At 66.3% G+C, this 19,855-nt stretch carries 17 protein-coding genes and 1 pseudogene; 10 read left to right on the forward strand and 8 right to left on the reverse strand.

Annotation, left to right across the window (positions count from 1 at the left end; translation table 11 throughout):
- Positions 1-288: 288 nt before the first annotated feature.
- Positions 289-735, forward strand: a pseudogene (locus tag AC0J42_RS14335) (REP-associated tyrosine transposase); the annotation flags it as partial.
- A gap of 119 nt (positions 736-854) precedes the next feature.
- Here the strand turns inward: AC0J42_RS14335 and AC0J42_RS14340 are convergent.
- The gene (locus tag AC0J42_RS14340; RefSeq protein WP_416424216.1) at positions 855-2,477 is read right to left on the reverse strand and encodes an NADP-dependent glyceraldehyde-3-phosphate dehydrogenase; all 1,623 of its coding nucleotides are present in this window, start codon (positions 2,475-2,477) and stop codon (positions 855-857) included.
- A gap of 184 nt (positions 2,478-2,661) precedes the next feature.
- Here AC0J42_RS14340 and AC0J42_RS14345 point away from each other — a divergent pair, with 184 nt between their 5' ends.
- Positions 2,662-3,600: a site-specific integrase gene (locus AC0J42_RS14345; protein ID WP_416424217.1), complete on the forward strand. Its 939-nt coding sequence runs from the start codon at positions 2,662-2,664 to the stop codon at positions 3,598-3,600.
- Between the two features lie 87 nt (positions 3,601-3,687).
- Here the strand turns inward: AC0J42_RS14345 and copD are convergent, their stop codons facing one another.
- Complete coding sequence (gene copD, locus AC0J42_RS14350) at positions 3,688-4,551, reverse strand: copper homeostasis membrane protein CopD (RefSeq protein WP_473006665.1); 864 nt, start codon at positions 4,549-4,551, stop codon at positions 3,688-3,690.
- 4 nt (positions 4,552-4,555) lie between these two features.
- Complete coding sequence (gene copC, locus AC0J42_RS14355) at positions 4,556-4,921, reverse strand: copper homeostasis periplasmic binding protein CopC (protein ID WP_416427601.1); 366 nt, start codon at positions 4,919-4,921, stop codon at positions 4,556-4,558.
- Between the two features lie 151 nt (positions 4,922-5,072).
- On the opposite strand from copC, the gene AC0J42_RS14360 reads away from it, so the two are divergent.
- A complete protein-coding gene (locus AC0J42_RS14360; RefSeq protein ID WP_473006666.1) occupies positions 5,073-5,609 on the forward strand; it encodes a DUF4946 domain-containing protein in 537 nt (178 codons plus the stop codon).
- Positions 5,610-5,721: 112 nt separating this feature from the next.
- Here AC0J42_RS14360 and AC0J42_RS14365 read toward each other — a convergent pair whose 3' ends face one another.
- Positions 5,722-6,846, reverse strand: coding sequence for an MFS transporter (locus AC0J42_RS14365; RefSeq protein ID WP_473006857.1), 1,125 nt, complete (start codon positions 6,844-6,846; stop codon positions 5,722-5,724).
- Between the two features lie 356 nt (positions 6,847-7,202).
- On the opposite strand from AC0J42_RS14365, the gene AC0J42_RS14370 reads away from it, so the two are divergent.
- Positions 7,203-8,477 carry an Nramp family divalent metal transporter gene (locus AC0J42_RS14370; RefSeq protein WP_473006858.1) on the forward strand — a complete coding sequence of 425 codons (1,275 nt, stop codon included), beginning with the start codon at positions 7,203-7,205 and terminating at the stop codon, positions 8,475-8,477.
- Between the two features lie 280 nt (positions 8,478-8,757).
- Here the strand turns inward: AC0J42_RS14370 and AC0J42_RS14375 are convergent, their stop codons facing one another.
- The 4 genes from AC0J42_RS14375 to AC0J42_RS14390 form a co-directional block, all read right to left on the reverse strand.
- Entirely contained in the window at positions 8,758-9,435 is a 678-nt protein-coding gene (locus tag AC0J42_RS14375; RefSeq protein ID WP_473006667.1) for a TetR family transcriptional regulator C-terminal domain-containing protein, read from the reverse strand.
- 120 nt (positions 9,436-9,555) lie between these two features.
- Entirely contained in the window at positions 9,556-10,053 is a 498-nt protein-coding gene (locus AC0J42_RS14380) for an HPP family protein (protein WP_473006668.1), read from the reverse strand.
- Between the two features lie 7 nt (positions 10,054-10,060).
- Positions 10,061-11,260 (reverse strand): NAD-dependent formate dehydrogenase, encoded by a 1,200-nt coding sequence (locus AC0J42_RS14385; RefSeq protein ID WP_473006669.1) that lies wholly within the window; start codon positions 11,258-11,260, stop codon positions 10,061-10,063.
- A 111-nt stretch (positions 11,261-11,371) separates the two neighbouring features.
- The gene (locus AC0J42_RS14390; protein ID WP_473006670.1) at positions 11,372-12,283 is read right to left on the reverse strand and encodes a LysR family transcriptional regulator; all 912 of its coding nucleotides are present in this window, start codon (positions 12,281-12,283) and stop codon (positions 11,372-11,374) included.
- Positions 12,284-12,485: 202 nt separating this feature from the next.
- Here AC0J42_RS14390 and AC0J42_RS14395 point away from each other — a divergent pair, with 202 nt between their 5' ends.
- The 6 genes from AC0J42_RS14395 (at position 12,486) to AC0J42_RS14420 (ending at position 19,852) form a co-directional block, all read left to right on the forward strand.
- On the forward strand, positions 12,486-13,361 hold the full coding sequence (locus AC0J42_RS14395; RefSeq protein ID WP_473006671.1) for an alpha/beta fold hydrolase: 876 nt from the start codon (positions 12,486-12,488) through the stop codon (positions 13,359-13,361).
- An 89-nt stretch (positions 13,362-13,450) separates the two neighbouring features.
- Positions 13,451-14,356, forward strand: a complete 906-nt coding sequence (locus AC0J42_RS14400; RefSeq protein WP_416424226.1) for a LysR family transcriptional regulator — start codon at positions 13,451-13,453, stop codon at positions 14,354-14,356.
- Positions 14,357-14,468: 112 nt separating this feature from the next.
- On the forward strand, positions 14,469-15,269 hold the full coding sequence (locus AC0J42_RS14405; RefSeq protein WP_473006672.1) for a class II aldolase/adducin family protein: 801 nt from the start codon (positions 14,469-14,471) through the stop codon (positions 15,267-15,269).
- Positions 15,270-15,671: 402 nt separating this feature from the next.
- Positions 15,672-18,107: a TonB-dependent receptor plug domain-containing protein gene (locus AC0J42_RS14410; RefSeq protein WP_473006673.1), complete on the forward strand. Its 2,436-nt coding sequence runs from the start codon at positions 15,672-15,674 to the stop codon at positions 18,105-18,107.
- Between the two features lie 10 nt (positions 18,108-18,117).
- On the forward strand, positions 18,118-19,074 hold the full coding sequence (locus AC0J42_RS14415) for an amino acid ABC transporter permease (protein WP_473006674.1): 957 nt from the start codon (positions 18,118-18,120) through the stop codon (positions 19,072-19,074).
- Complete coding sequence (locus AC0J42_RS14420; RefSeq protein WP_416424230.1) at positions 19,067-19,852, forward strand: amino acid ABC transporter ATP-binding protein; 786 nt, start codon at positions 19,067-19,069, stop codon at positions 19,850-19,852. Before AC0J42_RS14415 ends, AC0J42_RS14420 begins: the two co-directional genes overlap by 8 nt.
- The last annotated feature ends 3 nt before the right edge of the window (positions 19,853-19,855 follow it).

Consider the following 19,855-nt stretch of genomic DNA (forward strand, 5'->3'; position numbering starts at 1 on the left):
TGTCGAGTCGCGTTACCTTTTTAGTTATCGCACCTGAAAACCGATAGCGCAACCGTTTGCGTGGCGCTGGCCTGCGACATCTCGCCCGGTTGCAAGGCCCCTGGCCACCATTCCCCGTGGCCTGCCGCGCCCAGAAAAAACTTCCGGACACCGCCATTTCGCGGGTCCACGCAAGTGTATTTGTAGCAGCGGCCACAGGCCGCGTCTGAAATCCCCCGCAACGCACCCACGGTAGCCATTCCTCAGCCTCGCCATTACCGTACTGTCTTCAGCCAGGGAGGCATTACCATGGAAGGCAAGCGCCGCGCCTACACACTGCGCACCGGCCGTTGCAGCGAACCGGGCCGCATCTACCTGCTCACCACGGTGACCGAGGGACGGGAGCGGTATTTCGAGCAGTTGCGGGCGGGCCGGCTGGTGGTCCATGAACTGCGCTCGGCGCACGAGGCAGGGCTGGTCGAGTCGTTGGCCTGGGTGGTGATGCCGGACCATTTGCACTGGTTGATGGCGTTGCGAGAAAAGTCGTTGGGCGAAGTCATGTGCAGGGTGAAGGCGCGCAGTAGCCAGAGCATCAATCAGTATCTGGGCCGCACCGGGCGCTTTTGGCAAAAGGGCTACCACGACCGTGCGTTGCGCAAGGAAGACAACCTCAAGCAGATGGCGCGGTACGTCGTCGCCAATCCCTTGCGCGCCGGCCTGGTGAAGCGCCTGGGCGATTATCCGCTGTGGGATGCCAGCCAGGCGCAGCCTTCGGCAGCTGCTACGCGAAATTCCTGTAGCAGCGGCCACAGGCCGCGTCCCGAGCGCCGCGGTTTTGCTGGCACGCCGCAGGCCGCGTCCCGCGGGCTGTCACATCAGAAGATGTAATCCGTGGTCAGGAAGTTCGACTTCCGGTCGTGGATGATGTCGCTGATCAACGTCTTGTTCGCGTCCTGGAACTTGGTGGCCACCAGGGTGCGAATCGAGAAGGTGCGCAGGGCGTCGAACACCGACAGGGTGCCTTCGGCCGAGTTCTTGCGGCCGTTGAACGGGTAGGTGTCCGGGCCACGCTGGCACTGGGCGTTGATGTTGATGCGGCCGACCTGGTTGGCGAAGATGTCCACCAGCTTGCCCACCTGGGTAGCGTCGGTGCCGAAGATGCTCGCCTGCTGGCCGAAGTCGGACTCCAGCACGTAGTCGATCACGGTCTCCAGGTCACGGAACGGCACGATCGGCACCACCGGGCCGAACTGCTCTTCCTGGTACACGCGCATCTGCGGGGTGACCGGGAACAGCACGGCCGGGTAGAAGAAGTTGCCACGAATGGCACCGCCACCGGCGTTCACCACCTTGGCGCCCTTGGCCTCGGCGTCGGCGACCAGGCCCGACAGGTACTCGGTCTTGCCCGACTCCGGCAGCGGCGTCAGCGACACGCCCGCGTCCCACGGCATACCGGATTTCAGCGCCGCCAGCTTCTGGTTGAATTTCTCGATGAAGCTGCCCACCACGTTCTCGTGCACGAACAGGATCTTCAGGGCGGTGCAGCGCTGGCCGTTGAACGACAGCGAGCCGGTGATGGCCTCGTTGACGGCGTTGTCCAGGTCCACCTCGGGCAGGATGATGCCGGGGTTCTTGGCGTCCAGGCCCAGGGCCGAGCGCAGGCGGTGCGGCTTGGGATGCAGTTTTTTCAGGTCACTGGCGGCCTTGTGGGTGCCGATGAAGGCGAAGATGTCGATCTTGCCGCTGGCCATCAGCGCGCTGACGGTCTCGCGGCCGCTGCCGTAGATGACGTTGATGACGCCGGCCGGGAAGCTGTCGCGGAACGCTTCCAGCAACGGACGAATCAGCAGCACGCCGAACTTGGCCGGCTTGAACACCACGGTGTTGCCCATGATCAGCGCCGGGATCAGCGTGGTGAAGGTCTCGTTCAGCGGGTAGTTGTACGGGCCCATGCACAGCGCCACGCCCAGCGGCACGCGGCGGATCTGGCCCAGGGTGTCCTGTTCCAGCTCGAAGCGGCTGGACTTGCGGTCCACGTCCTTGAGGGCGTTGATGGTGTCGACGATGTAGTCGCACGTACGGTCGAACTCTTTCTGCGAGTCCTTGAGGTTCTTGCCGATTTCCCACATCAGCAGGTTGACCACCGCGTCGCGCTGCTCGCGCATGCGTGCCAGGAAGCCTTCGACGTGGCGAATACGCTCGGCCACGCGCAGGTTCGGCCAGGCACCGCGGCCCTTGTCGTAGGCGCGCACGGCGGCGTCCAGGGCGGTCAAGGCGGTGTCGGCGTCGAGCAGCGGCGTGCTGCCCAGGATCACCTGCTGGTCGCCTTCGGGGGTGTCGAGGAAAATCGGGCTGCGGACGGTGGCCAGGGGGCCTTCCCAGCGGCGCAGTTCGCCATCGACCAGGTAGTCGCGTTGCTCGACCTGGCCGCTCAGGCGGTACTGCTCGGGGATATCCGCTGCTGTGGGGTACAGACTGCTCAGTGGATCTTGGCTCATGACGCTACCTCCATGGATGACCGGGACAAAGAAATCAGCATAGCGCTATTGTGGGCCGGCTGAAACGTGTCAGCACCAAAATCGGTCGGGTTTTCATCAGCTTGCTGCAAAAGGGTGAGCGCCCATCATTTGCCAGGGGCTGTTAACATGGCCGCGCTTTGAAGCCCACGAGGAACCCCGCGTTTTGCCTGAAATCCCCGCCCTAGACCCGTTGCCGGACGTGCGCAACCCCCTGGTCCAGTACCTGGCGCGGCTGGTGCCATCCAGCCAGCTGACCATGAAATACGTGCTGCAGGACGCCGCCGATCGCTTAGGCTTCGCCGACACCGACATCCGCGACGTGCCCTGGCACGTGCTGCAACCGGGCCATATCACCGGCCTGGTGGCCGCCCTGCGCACCGACGGCTATGCGCCCAACACCTCGTCGCTGTACGTCAACGCCATTCGTGGGGTGATGAACGAGGCCTGGCGCCTGAGCCTGATCGACCAGGACCACCTGCTGAAAATGCGCTCGGTCAAGCCGGCCGCCGGCACGCGGCTCAGCCAGGGCCGCAACCTCAAGCGCACGCTGATCCGCGAACTGATGGACGTGTGCGCCGCCGACCCGCGGCCCCAGGGCCTGCGCGACGCGGCGGTGATCGCGATTCTGTACGGTTCGGGCATGCGCAAGTCGGAGTCGGTGAACCTTGACCTGGCGCAAATCGATTTCCAGGAACGCAGCCTGCAGGTTACCGGCAAGGGCAACAAGCAACTGGTGAAATACGCCCCGGCCTGGGCGTTCGAGAAGCTGGAAGCCTGGCTGGCGTTTCGCCGCGAGCACCTGGGCGAGGGCGAGCAGGACGACACGTTCCTGTTCAACCGCATCCGCCGCGGCAGCCACATCACCCGCGAGCGCATCACCAAGCACGCGATCTATTACATCGCCCGCCAGCGCGGCACCCAGGTCGGCGTGAAAATCATGCCCCATGATTTCCGCCGCTCGTTCATCACCCGGGTGATCGAAGAGCACGACCTGTCCATCGCCCAGAAACTAGCGCACCACACCAATATCCAGACCACCGCCAACTACGACGTGCGCGACGACAACGAACGCCGCCGCGCAGTAGACCGTTACGATTTATAAGGGTAATGGACGGCCTGTGGGAGCTGGCTTGCCAGCGAGCCTTTGAGGTCAAAAGCTCGCCGGCAAGCCGGCTCCCACGGTTATTGTCTACACCAACGGCACCGGGCTCAACGTACCCAGTAACGACACCGCCGCCAACGCCCCCAACCCCAGCAGCCACTCCACCAGCACCGTCTGGCGCAAGGTGTTCAGGGCAATGCGCTGATTGGCCAGCGCCGCGCGGTTGAACAGTGCCAACGCCAGCATGCACGCCACGATCGAGGCCTTCACCGCCAGCACCAGGGCAAAGCCCGAGTCCATGGGCGTGGGCCACAGCGCACCGGTCAGCACGCGCACGTTGATCAGGCCGGTAACCAGGATGCCGGCCACCAGCACCAGGCCATAACCGCTGAAGCGCAGCAGGGTGCCGCGCAGGTCGTAGCCGGCCGGGCGTGCCTGGATGATCATCAGCAGCATCAGCGCGCCCATCCAGCCCGCCACGCACAGCAGGTGCACCAGCTGGTTGAGCATCAGCAGCGCGCCGGGCACGCCACTGAGCATGGCGGCGTGGCCAACCGGCGCCAGGGTGGCCAGTTGCACGGTGCTCAGGCCCAGGGGCAGCCAGGTGGGCAGGCGCATGGGAATGCGCAGGCACATCAGCAGCACCAGGCTGGCGAACAGGTGCACGAACCAGGCCTTGCCGAAGAAGGTCTGGGTCAGCACCTTCATGATCACTTCACTGTTGAGCGCCGACTGCCAGTTGCCGGCCATGTCGGCAGCGGTCAGCATCAACCAGGCCACCGAGGTGATCAGGCCGATGCCGGCCAGCAGGCACAGCAGCGGGTCCAGCCACTGGCGCAAGCGCGCCTGCTGGCGGGCGTCGCCCAGCAGCAACGGGCGGAAAACCAAAGTGCCGAACACCAGCAGCACCACGCAGAAATGCACGAAACGAACGACGACCAAAGCACTCATGGGGTTACGGGGCCACCTTGAAGCTGTAGCTGCCGTCGCTGTTGTGGGTGTCCACCGACAGGGCGTGCCACTTCACGGTGTAGGTGCCTGCGGCCAGCGGTGCGGCCGGGGTGACGATCAGGGTCTTCTTGTCGGCGCCCTGGGTGGCGATGCTCTTGACCAGCACGGGCTCGCCGTCGCGGCTGAGGTCAACCTTGGTGAAGCTTTCCTCGACGCCCTCGGTGAACACCAGGCTCAGCTCGGCCGGGGCGCTGACGGTGGCGTCAGCGGCCGGCGTGGCGCTTTTCAGGTGGGCATGGGCGAACACCAGCGGCGACACGGCGCAGCCAAGCAGCAGCGCGGTGGCACCCAGCAGTTTTTTCAAGGGCAGGGCAGGCATATGCAGTACCTCGGGCAGTTAAATAGGCGCAATTAAACACGATCTGAGGGTAGCAGGCGGGTGAAATGTTTTACTTGAAGTCTAAGTTGCGTCACGCTCGCGGTTTCATCGGCCCCCTTTCTCAACGGACCCCGCGCTTTCCATGACCTTCCCGCACCGTGGCTGTACCGTGTTTGCCCTTGGCCTGTTGCTGGCCGCGCCCCTGGCCCTGGCCGACGAGGTGGTGATCACCTGGCCGGCGGGCTGGAGCGTCGAGGACCTGCCCGCCGGCAGCGACCCGGCCGTGCACCGCCAGCGCGCGGCGAAGAATGACGCCAACGGTGACCCGCAGATGGTCGTGGAACTGACCCGCACGGCCTTGGCGCCGGACCACCAGGTGAACCTGGGCGGCGTGGTGCTGGAAATGCGCAAGGCGCTGCAGATCAACTTCAGCCATGGCGGTTATCAGAGCGTGTGCACCAAGGTGCACGACTCGAAGCTGGGCGACATCGCCGCGGTGGAAACCACCTGCAAGATCAGCCTCAACGGCGGCCACGTGATGACCCAGACCCTGGTGGCAGGAAGTGCGCCGGGGGCGGCGTATTCGTTGTCGTATGCGGGGTCGGCGCAGGGGTACGCCGACAACGAGGCGCAGGTGCAGGCGATTCGCGATGGCCTGAAGTTGCAGCAAACCCAATGAGTCCGCCGCTATCGCCCGTAGCCGCTGCCGCCAGGCTGCGCTGGCCATCGCGTACGCTGGAGATGTGCAGCGAGGCATAGGGCCAGCGCAGCCTGCGGCAGCGGCTACGGCATCAGTGGCGCGGCATGTGGCGCTGCAACGCCACTACCGTCCCCACGTTGACCAGCGCCAGCACGCCCAGCACCGCCAGCGTCGCCGTGGCACCGAAATGCGCCTGCAGATACCCACCCAGCAGCGGTGTCAGCGCCTGGGCAATCAACACCGGGCGCGCGATGCGGCCCAGCACCACGGCGTAGGTGGCCGGGCCAAACAGCGCCAGGGGCAGGGTGCCGCGCACAATCGACCGAATACCGCTGCCCAGCCCGTACACCACGATAGCCACCAGCGCCCACTGGGTCGCGAACAGCAGCCCTGCCAGGCCCGCGGCCACCAGCAGCACCGACACCAGCGTGCTCCAGATAGGGTGCGCGTTGCGCCCCAGCACCACCTGCAGCACCCGCACGCCCACCTGGCTGGGGCCGATCAGCGCGGCCACGCCCAGGGCTGCCGTAAGGCTGAAGCCGAGGTTTTGCAGCAGGCTGATCAGTTGCACTGAAATAGCGGTGAAAATAACCGCCGCCAGGGTGAAACTGGCCGTCAGCAGCAGGAACACCCGGCGGTCTGGCGCCGTGCCGCTGGCACCGGGCGCCGCCGCGTGGCTGGCGGGCAGGGCAGCCAGCGGTGGCAGGGTGCGCAGGTAAATCGGCAGCACTAGCACCAGCAGCAGGCCGCTGTAGGTCAGGCAGGCGCCGCGCCAGCCCAGGTGCGCCACCAGCGCCGCCACCAGCGGCCAGGTGATCGAGGTGCAGAACCCCGACACCAGGGTGATCTGGGTGATGGCGCTGCGTGCGTCGCTGCCGAAACGCTGGCCCAGGGCCGCGAACAAAGGGTCATAGAGCCCTGTAGCCATGCCGATGCCGATCACCACCCAGGCCAGCAAAAAGCACGGCAGGTTGGGCGCCACCGCCAGCAGCGCCAGGCCGGCGGCCAGTATCGGCGCGCTGGCCACCAGCACCCGGCGGCCGCCCAGGCGCGCCACCAGGCGGCCAACAGTGGGTGCCAACAGGCCCGACAGCAGGATGGCCAGCGACAGGGCGCCGTACACCCAGGCCTGGCTCCAGCCCGTGTCGGCCACCACGGGCGCCGCAAGCACGGCAATCAGATAGAACGAGCCACCCCAGGCGATGATCTGGGCGATACCCAGCAGGGTGGAGGTAGTGAGCGTGGGGCGATGGGCAGAATCAGTCACGGCGGCTCCGGTGGCCAGGCGGGGAAGGCTGGCAAGGGTATCCCAGCACGGGGCCGCTCGCCCAGTGAAGGTGCCGCTGATCGCCTGCAATCGACCTTCACCCAGCCCTGTGGTCGGAAATAATTCGCCAGGCGAGTAAATTTCCGCAAAGCCGCTACGTTCAGCAGATAGGCGCTTTGTTTCGCCGGCAGTTTTCGACTCAGTAACAGCGAAGCGCGACCTTGAATACGGATAACCACCAGGCCGACTACACGGCCCGCCACAGGCGCACGCTCCCCCTTGCCGCCCGCCCCAGCCTGGGTGCGATGAACGGCAGTGTCGCCGTGCCCGCAAATGGCCATTGGCTGCGCCGCCTGCTGGCGTTCGCCGGGCCCGGCTACATGGTTGCGGTGGGCTACATGGATCCGGGCAACTGGGCCACCGACATCGCCGGCGGCTCGCAGTTTGGCTACACGCTGCTGTCGGTGATCCTGCTGTCGAACATCATGGCCGTGCTGCTGCAGGCCCTGGCCGCGCGCCTGGGCATCGCCACCGGCCTGGACCTGGCCCAGGCCTGTCGCCAGCGCTATCCCAAGCCGGTGTGCATTGCCCTGTGGCTGGCCTGCGAGGCGGCGATCATCGCCTGCGACCTGGCGGAGGTGATCGGCACCGCCATCGCCCTCAAGCTGCTGTTCGGCATACCCATGCTGTGGGGCGCGGTGCTTTGCGTGCTGGACGTGTTCCTGATCCTGCTGCTGATGAACCGTGGCTTCCGCGCGCTGGAAGCCTTCGTCATTGCCTTGCTGACCCTGATATTTGCCTGTTTTGCCGCGCAATTGGTGCTGGCCCAGCCGCAATGGCGTGAAGTGTTCCAGGGCTTTATCCCCCAGGCGAGCATTGTCACCCACCCGGCCATGCTGTACATCGCCATCGGCATCATTGGCGCCACGGTGATGCCGCACAACCTCTACCTGCATTCCTCCATCGTCCAGACCCGTGCCTACCCACGCACCCCGGAAGGCCGTCGCAGCGGCCTGCGCTGGGCGGTGGCCGACAGTACCATTGCCCTGACCCTGGCGCTGTTCGTCAACGCCGCGATCCTCATCACGGCTGCTGCCGTCTTCCATGGCAGCGGCCACACCGACGTGGTGGAGATCGAGCAGGCCTACCACCTGCTGTCGCCGCTGCTGGGCGTGGGCATCGCCTCGGCGTTGCTGGGCGTGGCGCTGCTGGCCTCGGGCATCAACTCCACGGTGACCGCCACCCTGGCGGGGCAGATCGTCATGGAAGGCTTCCTCGACCTGCGCATCCCCGACTGGGCGCGGCGCCTGCTGACCCGTGGCATCGCCATCGTGCCGGTGATCGCGGTCACCAGCCTGTACGGCGAGGAGGGCACCGCGCACCTGCTGGTGTTGAGCCAGGTGGTGCTGTCGATGCAGCTGCCGTTCGCGGTGATTCCGCTGGTGAGCTTCGTCTCCGACCGCCGCAGCATGGGCGAGCTGGTCATCGGCCCGGTGACCAAGGTGCTGGCCTGGCTGGTAGCCGCGGTGATCGTGGTGCTGAACCTGAAGCTGTTGTGGGACACGCTGGGCAGCCTCTAACCCCTCCTTTTTTTCTCCACCGTAGCAGCGGCCGCATGGCCGCGTCATTGGCGTGTCCGTTATTCGGTGGTGCACAGGACGCAGCCTGCGGCAGCTGCTACGATTTCGTACTGTATTACGTACCCTGTAATTACATATGATTTGTCGCTTGTTATTTTGCGGTAATTTCAATTTATAAAGAGTTGATAATATAGGATTATCAAATGTCAGCACCTGAACACGGCAAAACCACCCGCAAAACAGGTACGAAACCCCAGGGGTTGTCAGTAGGCGGGGTGTATCAGGCGCGCTTGCGCTGGGCCGCTGGCTGCACGGGTGTCAGGCCTTCCACCAGCAGCCGCGTGGCGGTCTGGGTGGCGGCGGCGTAGTCGATCGCTTCCAGCTGCTCGCGGCCGCGCAGGCCTGGCACCTGCCAGCCCAGGCTGATGCACGACTGGGCGATGGCCCAGGTCGACAGCAACAGGTGCCGCGGGTCCACCGGGGCCAGCAGGCCGGCGTCGACCCAGCGGCCCAGCCGCTCGATGTGCTCGCGCACCCGCGCCGCCCAGCGTTCGGCGTAGGCGGGCGGCAGGCGCGTGGCGCCTTCCTTGAGCTCGACCATGAACACCTTGGACGCAAACGGCTGGCGTTCGAACAGCTGCACCATGGCGCTCACCGTACGGGTCAGGGCCGCCACCGGCTGGTCGTCGTCGTGCAGTGACAGGCAGGCGTCCAGGTACGGCGTGGCAATGCTTTCCAGCACCTGGGCGTAGAGGTTGTCCTTGGACTTGAAGTAGTACAGCACGTTGGGCTTGGGCAGCCCGGCGTGCTGGGCGATGCCGTTGACCGTGGCCGCATCGAAGCCTTCGCGGGCGAACACCTGGCAGGCGGCCTGCAGGATGTGCTCGCGCACCGGTAACTGCGGCGCGGGGGCAGGGGGGCTGGCGTCCAGCCGGGGGTCGAAAGGCATGATGTACATCGGCGGATCCTTGTTGTGCTTCATTCCCGTGCTGTGCGCGGAAGGGAATTGAGAATCGCAATATACAAAACTATATAGCGTTTGCGTAGAGGCCGCTGCGTCCAGGCAGCGGCCACTGCTTCAGCCACGCTTGCTCAAGGCGACCAGGCGCCAGTATCCCCAGGCGGTCGCGGTCAACAGCACCGCGCCGGCCAGGGTGGGCACCAGGGCGAAATCCCAGCCCGGCAAGGTCATGAAGATGATGATGGGGTTGCCGCCCGCCGGCGGGTGGGTGGTGTCGGTCAGCCCCATCAACATCACCGACAGCGCTGCTGCCACGGCCATGGGCAAAATGCCCGGGCCCAGCAGCGCCAGGCAGGCCAGCCCGGTGCACGAGCACAGCAGGTGCCCGCCGATGACGTTGCGCGGCCGCGAGAACGGCCCCTTGGGGAAGCCGAACAGCAGCACGCAGGTGGCGCCGAACGAGCCGATCAGCAGGGGCTGGCCGCTACGGCTGGCCAGGATGGCGATCAGGGCCACGGCCAGCAGGGTGCCCAGGCCGGTCAGCAATAGCTGGCCGGCCCGCGCCCGCGCCGCCGACGCCACGTTCAGGGTAATGCCTGACGGAGTCTGGCTCATGGGCACCTCAGCGCTTGAAGCGTGCGGCTTCTTCGGAGCCCTGGGTGGCGTTGCCGGCGCTGTAGGAGTGCGCGCCTACCCCCGCCAGCTGGCCGCCCTGCACGATCAGGTATTCCTCGCGGATCGGCCGCTGCTCGAAGTAGCACTCCAGGATCTCGCGGGTGCCGGCGGCATAGCGCGCCTGCGCCGACAGGCTGGTGCCGGAGATGTGCGGGGTCATGCCATGGTGGGGCATGCGCCGCCACGGGTGGTCGGCCGGCGCCGGTTGCGGGAACCACACGTCACCACCGTAGCCGGCCAACTGGCCGCTCTCCAGGGCCGCGGCGACGGCGTCGCGGTCGCACAGCTTGCCGCGCGCGGTGTTGATCAGGTAGGCGCCGCGCTTGAAATGCTTGAGCGACTCCTGGTTGATCATGTGCTCGGTTTCCGGGTGCAGCGGGCAGTTCAGGGTCACCACGTCGCAGGCCTTGGCCAGGCTTTCCAGGGTGGCGTGGTAGGTCAGGTTCAGCTCCTTCTCCACGGCCTCGGGCAGGCGGTGGCGGTCCATGTAGTGCAAATGCATGTCGAACGGCTTGAGCAGGCGCAGCACCCGCAGGCCGATGCGCCCGGCGGCCACCGTGCCCACGTGCATGCCTTCCACGTCGTAGGAGCGCGCCACGCAGTCGGCGATGTTCCAACCGCCCTTGAGCACCCACTGGTGCGACGGCAGGTAATTGCGCACCAGCGCCAGGGTGGTCATGACCACGTGTTCGGCGACACTGTTGCTGTTGCAGTAGGTCACTTCCGCCACGGTGATGCCGCGGTCCATGGCCGCCTGCAGGTCGGTGTGGTCGGAGCCGATTCCGGCGGTGACGATCATCTTCAGCCTGGGCGCCTTGTCCATGCGCTCGGCGGTCATGTAGGCCGGCCAGAACGGCTGCGAAATGACGATCTCGGCGTCATGCAGTTCGCGCTCCAGCACGCTGTCGACGCCGTCCTTGCTGGAGGTGACCACCAACTGGTGGCCGTTGCTCTCCAGGTACTTGCGCAGGCCCAGCTCGCCGGAAACGTTGCCCAGCAGCGTGCCCGGGGTGAAGTCGATGGCCTTGGGGGTGGGCAGGGTCTGGCCGTCGGGGTAGCGGTCCAGGTGCGGCAGCCCATCGCGGGCGTAGGTGTGAGGTTGGCCGGTGACAGGGTCGTCGTAGAGTACGCAAACAATCTTCGCCATTGGAGCCTCCTGAAGGATTGGAAGACAGGCTGTGCTGTCTGGCGCCGATCCTCCGGCATGGGCGCCGCCAGGGCCAATCGCTTGTTCCGATCTGTAGATCAGGGCCGCCTATCAACACTGCAGCAGGGCGTCCACCCGGCGCTGCAGGCCAAGCCCGGTGAACAGCGCCACGGCGCTGGCCAGCACCAGCGGCTGCGGGTCGCGGCGCAGCAGCACCAGGCCGATCTCGCGCTGCAGCTCGGGCAGGATGGGGATGGCGCTGATCTCGTCGCGCATCTCGGTCAGCGCCAGGGCGCTGTGCGGCACCACGCTGTACAGGCCCGAGCAGCGCACGTGGCCGTACAGCACCATCATCGAGTCGGTCTCCACCCGCGGCGTCACCTGCACCCCGGCGTCGGCGAACGCCTGGTCGATGCCCTGGCGGCACTGCATGTTGCGGGTCAGCAGGCACAGGGGCAGGGCGGCCACCTCGTCCCAGCCGATGCCCTGGCTGCCGCGCAGGCCGGTGTCGTCGCGGGCGATCAGCACGTAGCGTTCCTTGAACAGCGGGTGGGTCTCGAACGCTTGCAGGCGCGGGTCCGACAGGTAGGTGAGGCCGATGTCCAGCTCGAAGTTGCTGATGCCCTGGACGATTTCCGAGGTGGCCAGGGTGTGGACCTGATGGTTGATGCGTGGGTACCTGCCCAGGCACGGGTCGGTCATCAGCGGCACCATGGACAGCGCCGTGGGTATCGCCCCCAGGCGCAGCACGCCGGCCGGGTCCTGCTCGCGGTTGCGCGCTTCCTGGCGCAGGGCGCCGCAGTCGGCGAGGATGCGCCGCGCCCACACCAGCACCTTCTCGCCATCGGCGGTGAAGCCTTCGAAACGCCGACTGCGTTGCACTACGGCGACGCCCAGGTCCTGCTCCAGGGTGCGGATGGCTTCCGACAGGGCCGGCTGCGAGACGTTGCATTGCTGGGCGGCGCGGCCGAAGTGGCGCTCCTGGGCGAGGGTGACGAGGTAGGTGAGTTGGCGCAGCAGCATGACGGGGCCCTTGTTGTTATGGTTGCTCGCTATATATAAAACTATATAACGATTGCGGCCGGCACCCCTACACCCGGTCGCGATCGTTGAAGGGCCGGGGGCGTTCACGATTCGTGGCTTATGCGGCCACGGCGGCGCTATTGATTGGATTGCCGTTGCTAATATGCTTTGGCAGCCCTCCCAATAAAAAGGATCACTCTTCATGTTCGCCGGCTTCCGCAAGGCCCACGCCCACGTCAACGGCGTCGACATCGCCTACCGCATCGGCGGCAGCGGCCCCGGGCTGCTGCTGTTGCACGGCCACCCGCAAACCCACGTGATCTGGCACAAGGTGGCCGAGCAACTGGCCCAACACTTCACCGTGGTGGCCGCCGACCTGCGCGGCTACGGCGACAGCGGCCGGCCGCCGGCCAGCGCCGACCACGCGGCCTACAGCAAGCGCGTCATGGCCCAGGACAACGTGGCGCTGATGGCCGCCCTGGGCTTCGAGCAGTTCGCGGTGCTGGCCCACGACCGTGGCGCGCGGGTGGCGCACCGCCTGGCGCTGGACCATCCCGGCGTGGTGCGGCGCATGGTGCTGCTGGACATTGCGCCGACCCTGGCGATGTACGCGCAGACCAACGAAGCCTTCGCCCGCGCCTACTGGCACTGGTTCTTCCTGATCCGCCCGGCGCCGTTGCCGGAAACCCTCATCGAAGCGAACCCCGATGGCTACCTGCGCAGTGTCATGGGCAGCCGCAGCGCCGGCCTGGCGCCGTTCACCGACGAGGCCTTCGGCGAATACCTGCGTTGCCTGCAACGGCCCGGCAGCGCCCGCGGCATCTGCGAGGATTACCGCGCCAGCGCCGCCATCGACCTTGAGCACGACCGCGCCGATCTCGCCCGGGGCCATGGCCTGGAGCTGCCGCTGCTGGTCCTGTGGGGCGCCGAAGGCGTGGTGGGGCGCTGCTTCCAGCCGCTGGAGGAGTGGCGCAAGGTGGCCAGCGACGTGCGCGGCAAGGCGCTGGCGGCCGGGCACTACATTGCGGAGGAGGCGCCGCAGTTGCTCCTGGATGAAGCCCTGGCTTTCCTGCTATGAGGCCATAACCGAATCGCCGTTGCCTGCCCAGGGCGAATGGGACTATGCTTTTCGCACATCTTGTCCCATCTTTACCATGTGCGGCCCGAATGAAAATTGATGATATCGATGCTTTTGTCGCAGTGATCCGTTGCCAATCGATCAGCCATGCCGCCGAGTCCTTGCAGTTGACCCAGCCGGCGATCACCCGGCGCGTGCAGAACTTCGAGCAGGCGCTAGGGGTGGAGCTGTTCGACCGCAACACCAAGCCGCTCAAGCCCACGCTCATCGGCCACCAGGTGTACGCCCAGTGCCGCACCATCCTGCGCGAGATGGACGCCCTGCGCGAACTGGTCGCCAGCGACGCGCCGCCCACCGGTGTGCTGCGCCTGGGCGTGCCGCAGACCATCGGCGACGTGGTGCTGCTCGATGCCCTCAAGCACCTGCGCCACCAGTACCCGGCGCTGCGCGCCCAGGTGGCCACCGGCTGGGGCAGCCACCTGGTGGGCAAGATCGAGAAGGGCGAGCTGGACGCCGCCGCCGCGCTGTTCCCGGCGGGCAAGATTTTCCCGGACAACATCATCGGCGAGTCCATTGGCAAGATGGAGCTGGTGGTGGTGTGCGCCAAGGACCGCGTGCCCAAGCGCCCGTGCAAGCTGGCCGATGTCTACGACGGCGGCTGGGTGCTCAATCCCGACGGCTGCGGTTTCCGCGCCGGCCTGCAGCGCACGCTGTCGGACCAGGGCCTGGGCCTGAAGATCAACCTGGAAACCTTCGGCACCGAGCTGCAGCTGGGCCTGGTGGCCGAGGGCATGGGCCTGGGCCTGGTGCCCCGCGACCTGCTGGAGCGCAGCGCCCACCGCGACCTGCTGGCGGTGGTGCCGCTCAAGGACTTCAAGCCGGTGATGGACCTGTGGCTGATTTTCCCGCGGTTCCTCGGCAACCTGCAGGGGCCGGTGGAGGCGTTCGGCGAGCTGGTGGCCCGGTCGCTGAAGAAAAGCCGCGACGCCGCCTGACAACATAAAAAAATATAATAATTAGCTTAGAATAAAATGTGATTTTTAAATGCTCCCCGAGGCGCTTAGGCTGCGTGCACGACAGTCCTCGGCCCCACAGGGAGCAGTGCCCATGAGCAGCGTCACATCCTTACCGCTTCAACCTACCGCCACCCACGTCCGCGACCGCGTCAGCCCCGAGGAGTGGGAGGTGCGCGTCAAGCTGGCCGCCGCCTACCGCCTGGCGGCCCTGCACCGCTGGACCGACCACATCTACACGCACTTCTCGGCCCGCGTGCCCGGCCCCGACGAGCACTTCCTGATCAACGCCTTCGGCCTGCTGTTCGACGAGATCAACGCCTCCAACCTGGTCAAGGTCGACCTCGACGGCACTATTGTCGACGACCCCACCGGCCTGGGCATCAATTACGCCGGCTACGTGATTCATAGCGCCATCCACGGCGCCCGCCCGGACCTCAAGGCCGTGCTGCACACCCACACCCGCGACGGCATTGCCGTGTCGGCGCAGAAGGACGGCCTGCTGCCCATCTCCCAGCACGCCATTGCCTTCTCTGGCCGCGTGGCCTACCACGGCTACGAGGGCATCGCCCTGGACCTGGACGAGCGCGAGCGGCTGGTGGCCGACCTGGGCGACAAGAGCGTGATGATTCTGCGCAACCACGGCCTGCTCACCGGCGGCATCAGCGTCGAGCACGCCTTCCAGCAGCTGCACGGGCTGGAGCGCGCCTGCGCCATCCAGGTGGCAGCCCAGGCCGCCGGCAATGGGGAGCTGGTGTTCCCGCCACGGGACGTGGTGGCGAAGGTGGAAGAACAGGCCAAGGGCCATTCCGCCGGCGACGGCCCCGGCGTGGCGCGCCATTGGAACGCGTTGATCCGCCAGCTGGAACGCACCGACGTCGACTATAAAAACTGAGGGGCAGGTGGCGGCGCGCTGGGCCCGGACGCAGCCTTCGGCAGCTGCTACGTGAATGTGTCTACGCCATCCTGCAACGCGGTTTCTGTAGCAGCGGCCGCAGGCCGCGTCCAGCGCCACCGCGGTGTGGCCTTGGACGCGGCCTCGCGGCCGCTGCTACGTGGGCGGGTGAAAACCAAAAATATAATTTATTTATGTAATGTAATAAGCTAAAAACAATAAAATAAAATCATAGATTCATATGCTCAAATAGAATTATACGGCTCACCGTTATTCCCCTATCTTAAATCCCAGACCACCTACCCCCACCCCCGGATGGTATCCATCAGATCAGGCCTGCAGCCTATCGGAGCCCCGGACGGGCACCCCGCGTGCAGGTGTTGGACGGGAGTCGCAACACCCATGGAATTCGTCAGCCAACGCAGTGGACGCAATCCTCTTACCCCCACGGTTACCTTCAGCCCCCTGGCCCTGGCCGTGGCCGGCGTGCTGTTCGCCGGCGCCGCCCAGGCCGACGACAGCGCCCTGGACACCGTGGTGGTCACCGGCAACCGCGGCGCCGAACAGCGCACCGTCACCAGCAGCCCGGTGCCCATCGACGTGGTCAGCGCCAAGCAGCTGCAAGCCACCGGCAAACCCGGCCTCATGGAAGCCCTCAGCGCCGTCATTCCCTCGCTGAGCCTGCCGGAGAAGACCGGCTGGGACGCCAGCGGCATGGCCCGCGCGCCCAACCTGCGTGGCATGAATGCCGCCGAGGTGCTGGTGCTGGTGAACGGCAAGCGCCGCCACACCGCGGCCACCCTGAACATCAACGGCATCAACACCGGCGCCGCCCCGGTGGACCTGGACATGATCCCCATCGGCGCCATCGACCACGTCGAAGTGCTGCGCGACGGCGCTGCCGCCCAGTACGGCTCGGACGCCATCGCCGGGGTGATCAACGTGATCCTCAAGGCCGACGCCAGCGGCACCTCGGTGACCAACATCGGCCAGGGCTACGACGGCAAGAAGCAGACCGTGCAGCAGAGCCTGGACAAGGGCTTCGAGATCGGCGACGGCGGCATCGTCCACCTGAGCCTGGACGCGCGCAACCAGAACGACGACAACAAGGCCAGCGCCAACGGCTACACCTATGCCCAGGCCTACAACAAGGCCGGCACCTCCACCTACGGCGGCTACGGCACGCCGAAGATCGACCTGTACAACCTGGCCTACAACGCCGAACTGCCGCTCAACGATGACCTGAGCCTGTACTCGTTCAGCACCGTGTCGCACCGCGAGGCCGAGCAAGGCCAGAACTTCCGCCTGCCGACCATCACCAACACCATCACCACCGGCCCCAACGGCTACCCCGGCGGCTACACGCCGACCTGGACCATCACCGAGGACGACTACCAGGCCGCCTTCGGCGCCAAGGGGCTCGTCGGTGCCTGGGACTGGGACCTGTCCACCACCTATGGCCGCAACGAAGCCACCCAGGGCAGCTTCCACAACCAGAACCCGTCCCTGGGCGAGGCCACGCCCAACACCTTCACCAACGGCACCTGGGTGTCGGACGAGCTGACCACCAACCTCGACTTCAAGCGCAACTACGACGTGGGCCTGAGCAAGCCCATGGACGTGTCCTGGGGCCTGGAGCACCGCCGCGACAGCTATGAAGTGAAGAAGGGCGACTACGCCTCCTATGCCGACGGCGGCTACTGCGTGTCGGCCGGCAACTGCGCGTCCTCCGGCGCCCAGGTCACCAACGGCATCTCGCCGGCGGAAGAGGCCAGCGCCAGCCGCAACGACGTCGCCAGCTACCTGGACCTGGGCATCAACCCGCTGCCGCAGTGGTACCTGGGCACCGCCGTGCGCTACGAGCATTACAACGAAGGCGTGGGCGCCACCCGCAGTGGCAAGCTGACCACCCGTTACGAATTCACCCCCAAGTTCGCCGTGCGCGGCACCGTCAGCAACGGATTCCGCGCGCCGTCTCTGGCCGACAGCCTGTTCAGCGCCCGTTCCACCACCTACGGCGTGGTCGATGGCGTGTACCAGTCCATCAACTACGGCGTGCTGCCGGTAGATTCGGCAGCGGCCAAGGCCCTGGGCGCCAAGGCGCTGAAGCCCGAGCGCTCCACCAACTTCAGCCTGGGCCTGACCTACACGCCCACCGACGACCTGACGCTGACTGCCGACGCCTACGTGGTGAACATCCGTGACCGCATCACCCTGACCGGCACGCTGCTGGGCGACGAGGTCACCCAGGTGCTGCAGAGCAACGGCATCACTTCCACCTCCGGCGGCCAGTACTTCCTCAACGGCGCCGACACCCGCACCAAGGGCCTCGACCTGGTGGGCAACTACAAGCAGGACCTGGGCGCCTGGGGCGCGCTGAAATACACCGCGGCCTTCAACTGGAACGAAACCCAGATCCTCAGCTACACCGCGGCCACCGACATCGGCGGTACCCAGTACCAGCTGATGGACCGCGAGGCGCGCAACCTGCTCACCGGCGTGCAACCCAAGACCAAGCTGATCCTGGGCGGCGCCTGGAGCATCGGCAGGTTCGACGTGAACCTGGGCTTCACCCGCTACGGCTCGTGGAAAGAGGTGAACGACGCCGACGACCGTTCCCTGGACCGCGTGTGGAAAGCCCAGTGGATCACCGACCTGGACGTGGGCTACCACCTGACCAAGGACCTGAGCCTGGCCGTGGGCGCCAAGAACCTGTTTGACGTCTACCCCAAGAAACAGGGCGTGCCGTCTTCCACCATGGTCAGCAGCTACGGCACCTACTCGCCGTACGGCTTCACCGGTGGCTACTACTACACCCGCCTGACGTACACCTTCTGAGGAGTCTGCCATGCCTATCGTTTCCGACGCCGCGCACTACCGCGCCCCAGCCCGGCCCGCCGTGGCCACGCCCAGGGTCGACACCACGCTGCACATCGTCCCGGCCCGCCACCCGTGGCGCTGGGTCGGCTCGGCCTTCGCCGCCCTGGTGCTGGTGGGCATCGTCCATTCCCTGGCCAGCAACCCGCGCTGGGAGTGGGGCGTGTTCGCCGAGTATTTCCTCGCCCCGGCGGTGCTCAAGGGTTTGGGCAAGACCCTGGCACTGACGGTGCTGGCGGCGCTGCTCAGCACCGTGCTGGGCACCGGCCTGGCGCTGGCGCGGCTGTCGCGTTCGCCGCTGCTGGCGGCCCTGGCCTGGAGCTACATCTGGGTGTTCCGCTCGCTGCCGGCGCTGCTGGTGCTGATCATCCTCTACAACTTCGCCTACCTGTACGAGTACCTGTGGCTGGGCGTGCCGTTCACCGAACTGGGCATCAAGTGGTCGACGGTGGACGTGCTCAGCCAGTTCACCGTGGCGGTGCTGGGCCTGGGCATGATGCAGGCGGCCTACACCGCCGAGATCATCCGCGGCGGCATCCTGGGCGTGGACCACGGCCAGCATGAAGCGGCCGCCGCCCTGGGCCTGCCGGCCAGCCGGCGGATCTTCCGCATCATTCTGCCCCAGGCGCTGCGCTCCATCGTGCCCACGGCGTTCAACGAGGTAATCGGGCTGGTCAAGGGCACCTCCATCGTCTACGTGCTGGCCTTGCCGGAACTCTTCTACACCGTGCAGGTGATCTACAACCGCACCCAGGCGGTGATCCCGCTGCTGATCGTGGCCACGGTGTGGTACCTGCTGATCACCAGCGCACTCACCAGTTTGCAGTTCTACGTGGAGCGCTATTTTGCCCGCGGCGCGCTGCGCAACCTGCCGCCCACGCCGCTGCAACGCCTGCGGGGCTGGCTGAAGGAGCACACCCATGGCTGAGGGACGCATCGAAATTCAAGGCGTGAGCAAGCGCTTCGGCAGCCAGTGGGTGCTGAATGATATAGACCTGACGGTCGAACCCGGCCAGGTCACGGTGATCCTCGGGCCGTCGGGCTCGGGCAAGTCGACGCTGCTGCGCACCATCAACCACCTGGAGAAGATCGACGCCGGGCACATCACCATCGACGGCGAGTACGTGGGCTACCGGCGCAAGGGCAACCAGCTGCACGAGCTCAAGGAGCGCGAGGTGCTCAAGCGCCGCCTGGACGTGGGCTTCGTGTTCCAGAACTTCAACCTGTTCGGCCACCTGACGGTGCTCGAGAACCTTACCGAAGCGCCCCTGGCGCACAAGCTGTGGCGCCGCGCCGACGCCCGCGAACAGGCGCTGGCGCTGCTGGCCAAAGTCGGCCTGCAGGACAAGGCCGACGCCTACCCGCGGCAGCTGTCCGGCGGCCAGCAACAGCGCGTGGCCATCGCCCGCGCCCTGGCGCTGCGGCCCAAGGTGCTGCTGTTCGACGAGCCGACCTCGGCCCTGGACCCGGAGCTGGTGGGCGAGGTGCTGGACGTGATCCGCCAGCTGGCCGCCACCGGCACCACCCTGGTGGTGGTGACCCACGAGATCGGCTTCGCCCGCGAGGTGGCCGACCACGTGGTGTTCCTGGTGGACGGCAAGCTGGTGGAGCAGGGCCCACCCGAAGTGATTTTCCAACACCCGCGTCACCCACGCACCGCTGCCTTCCTGGGCAAGGTGCTGACTGCCCCCCTGTTAAAGGAATGACTG

Source organism: Pseudomonas sp. Tav-5-1A, from assembly GCF_055755055.1.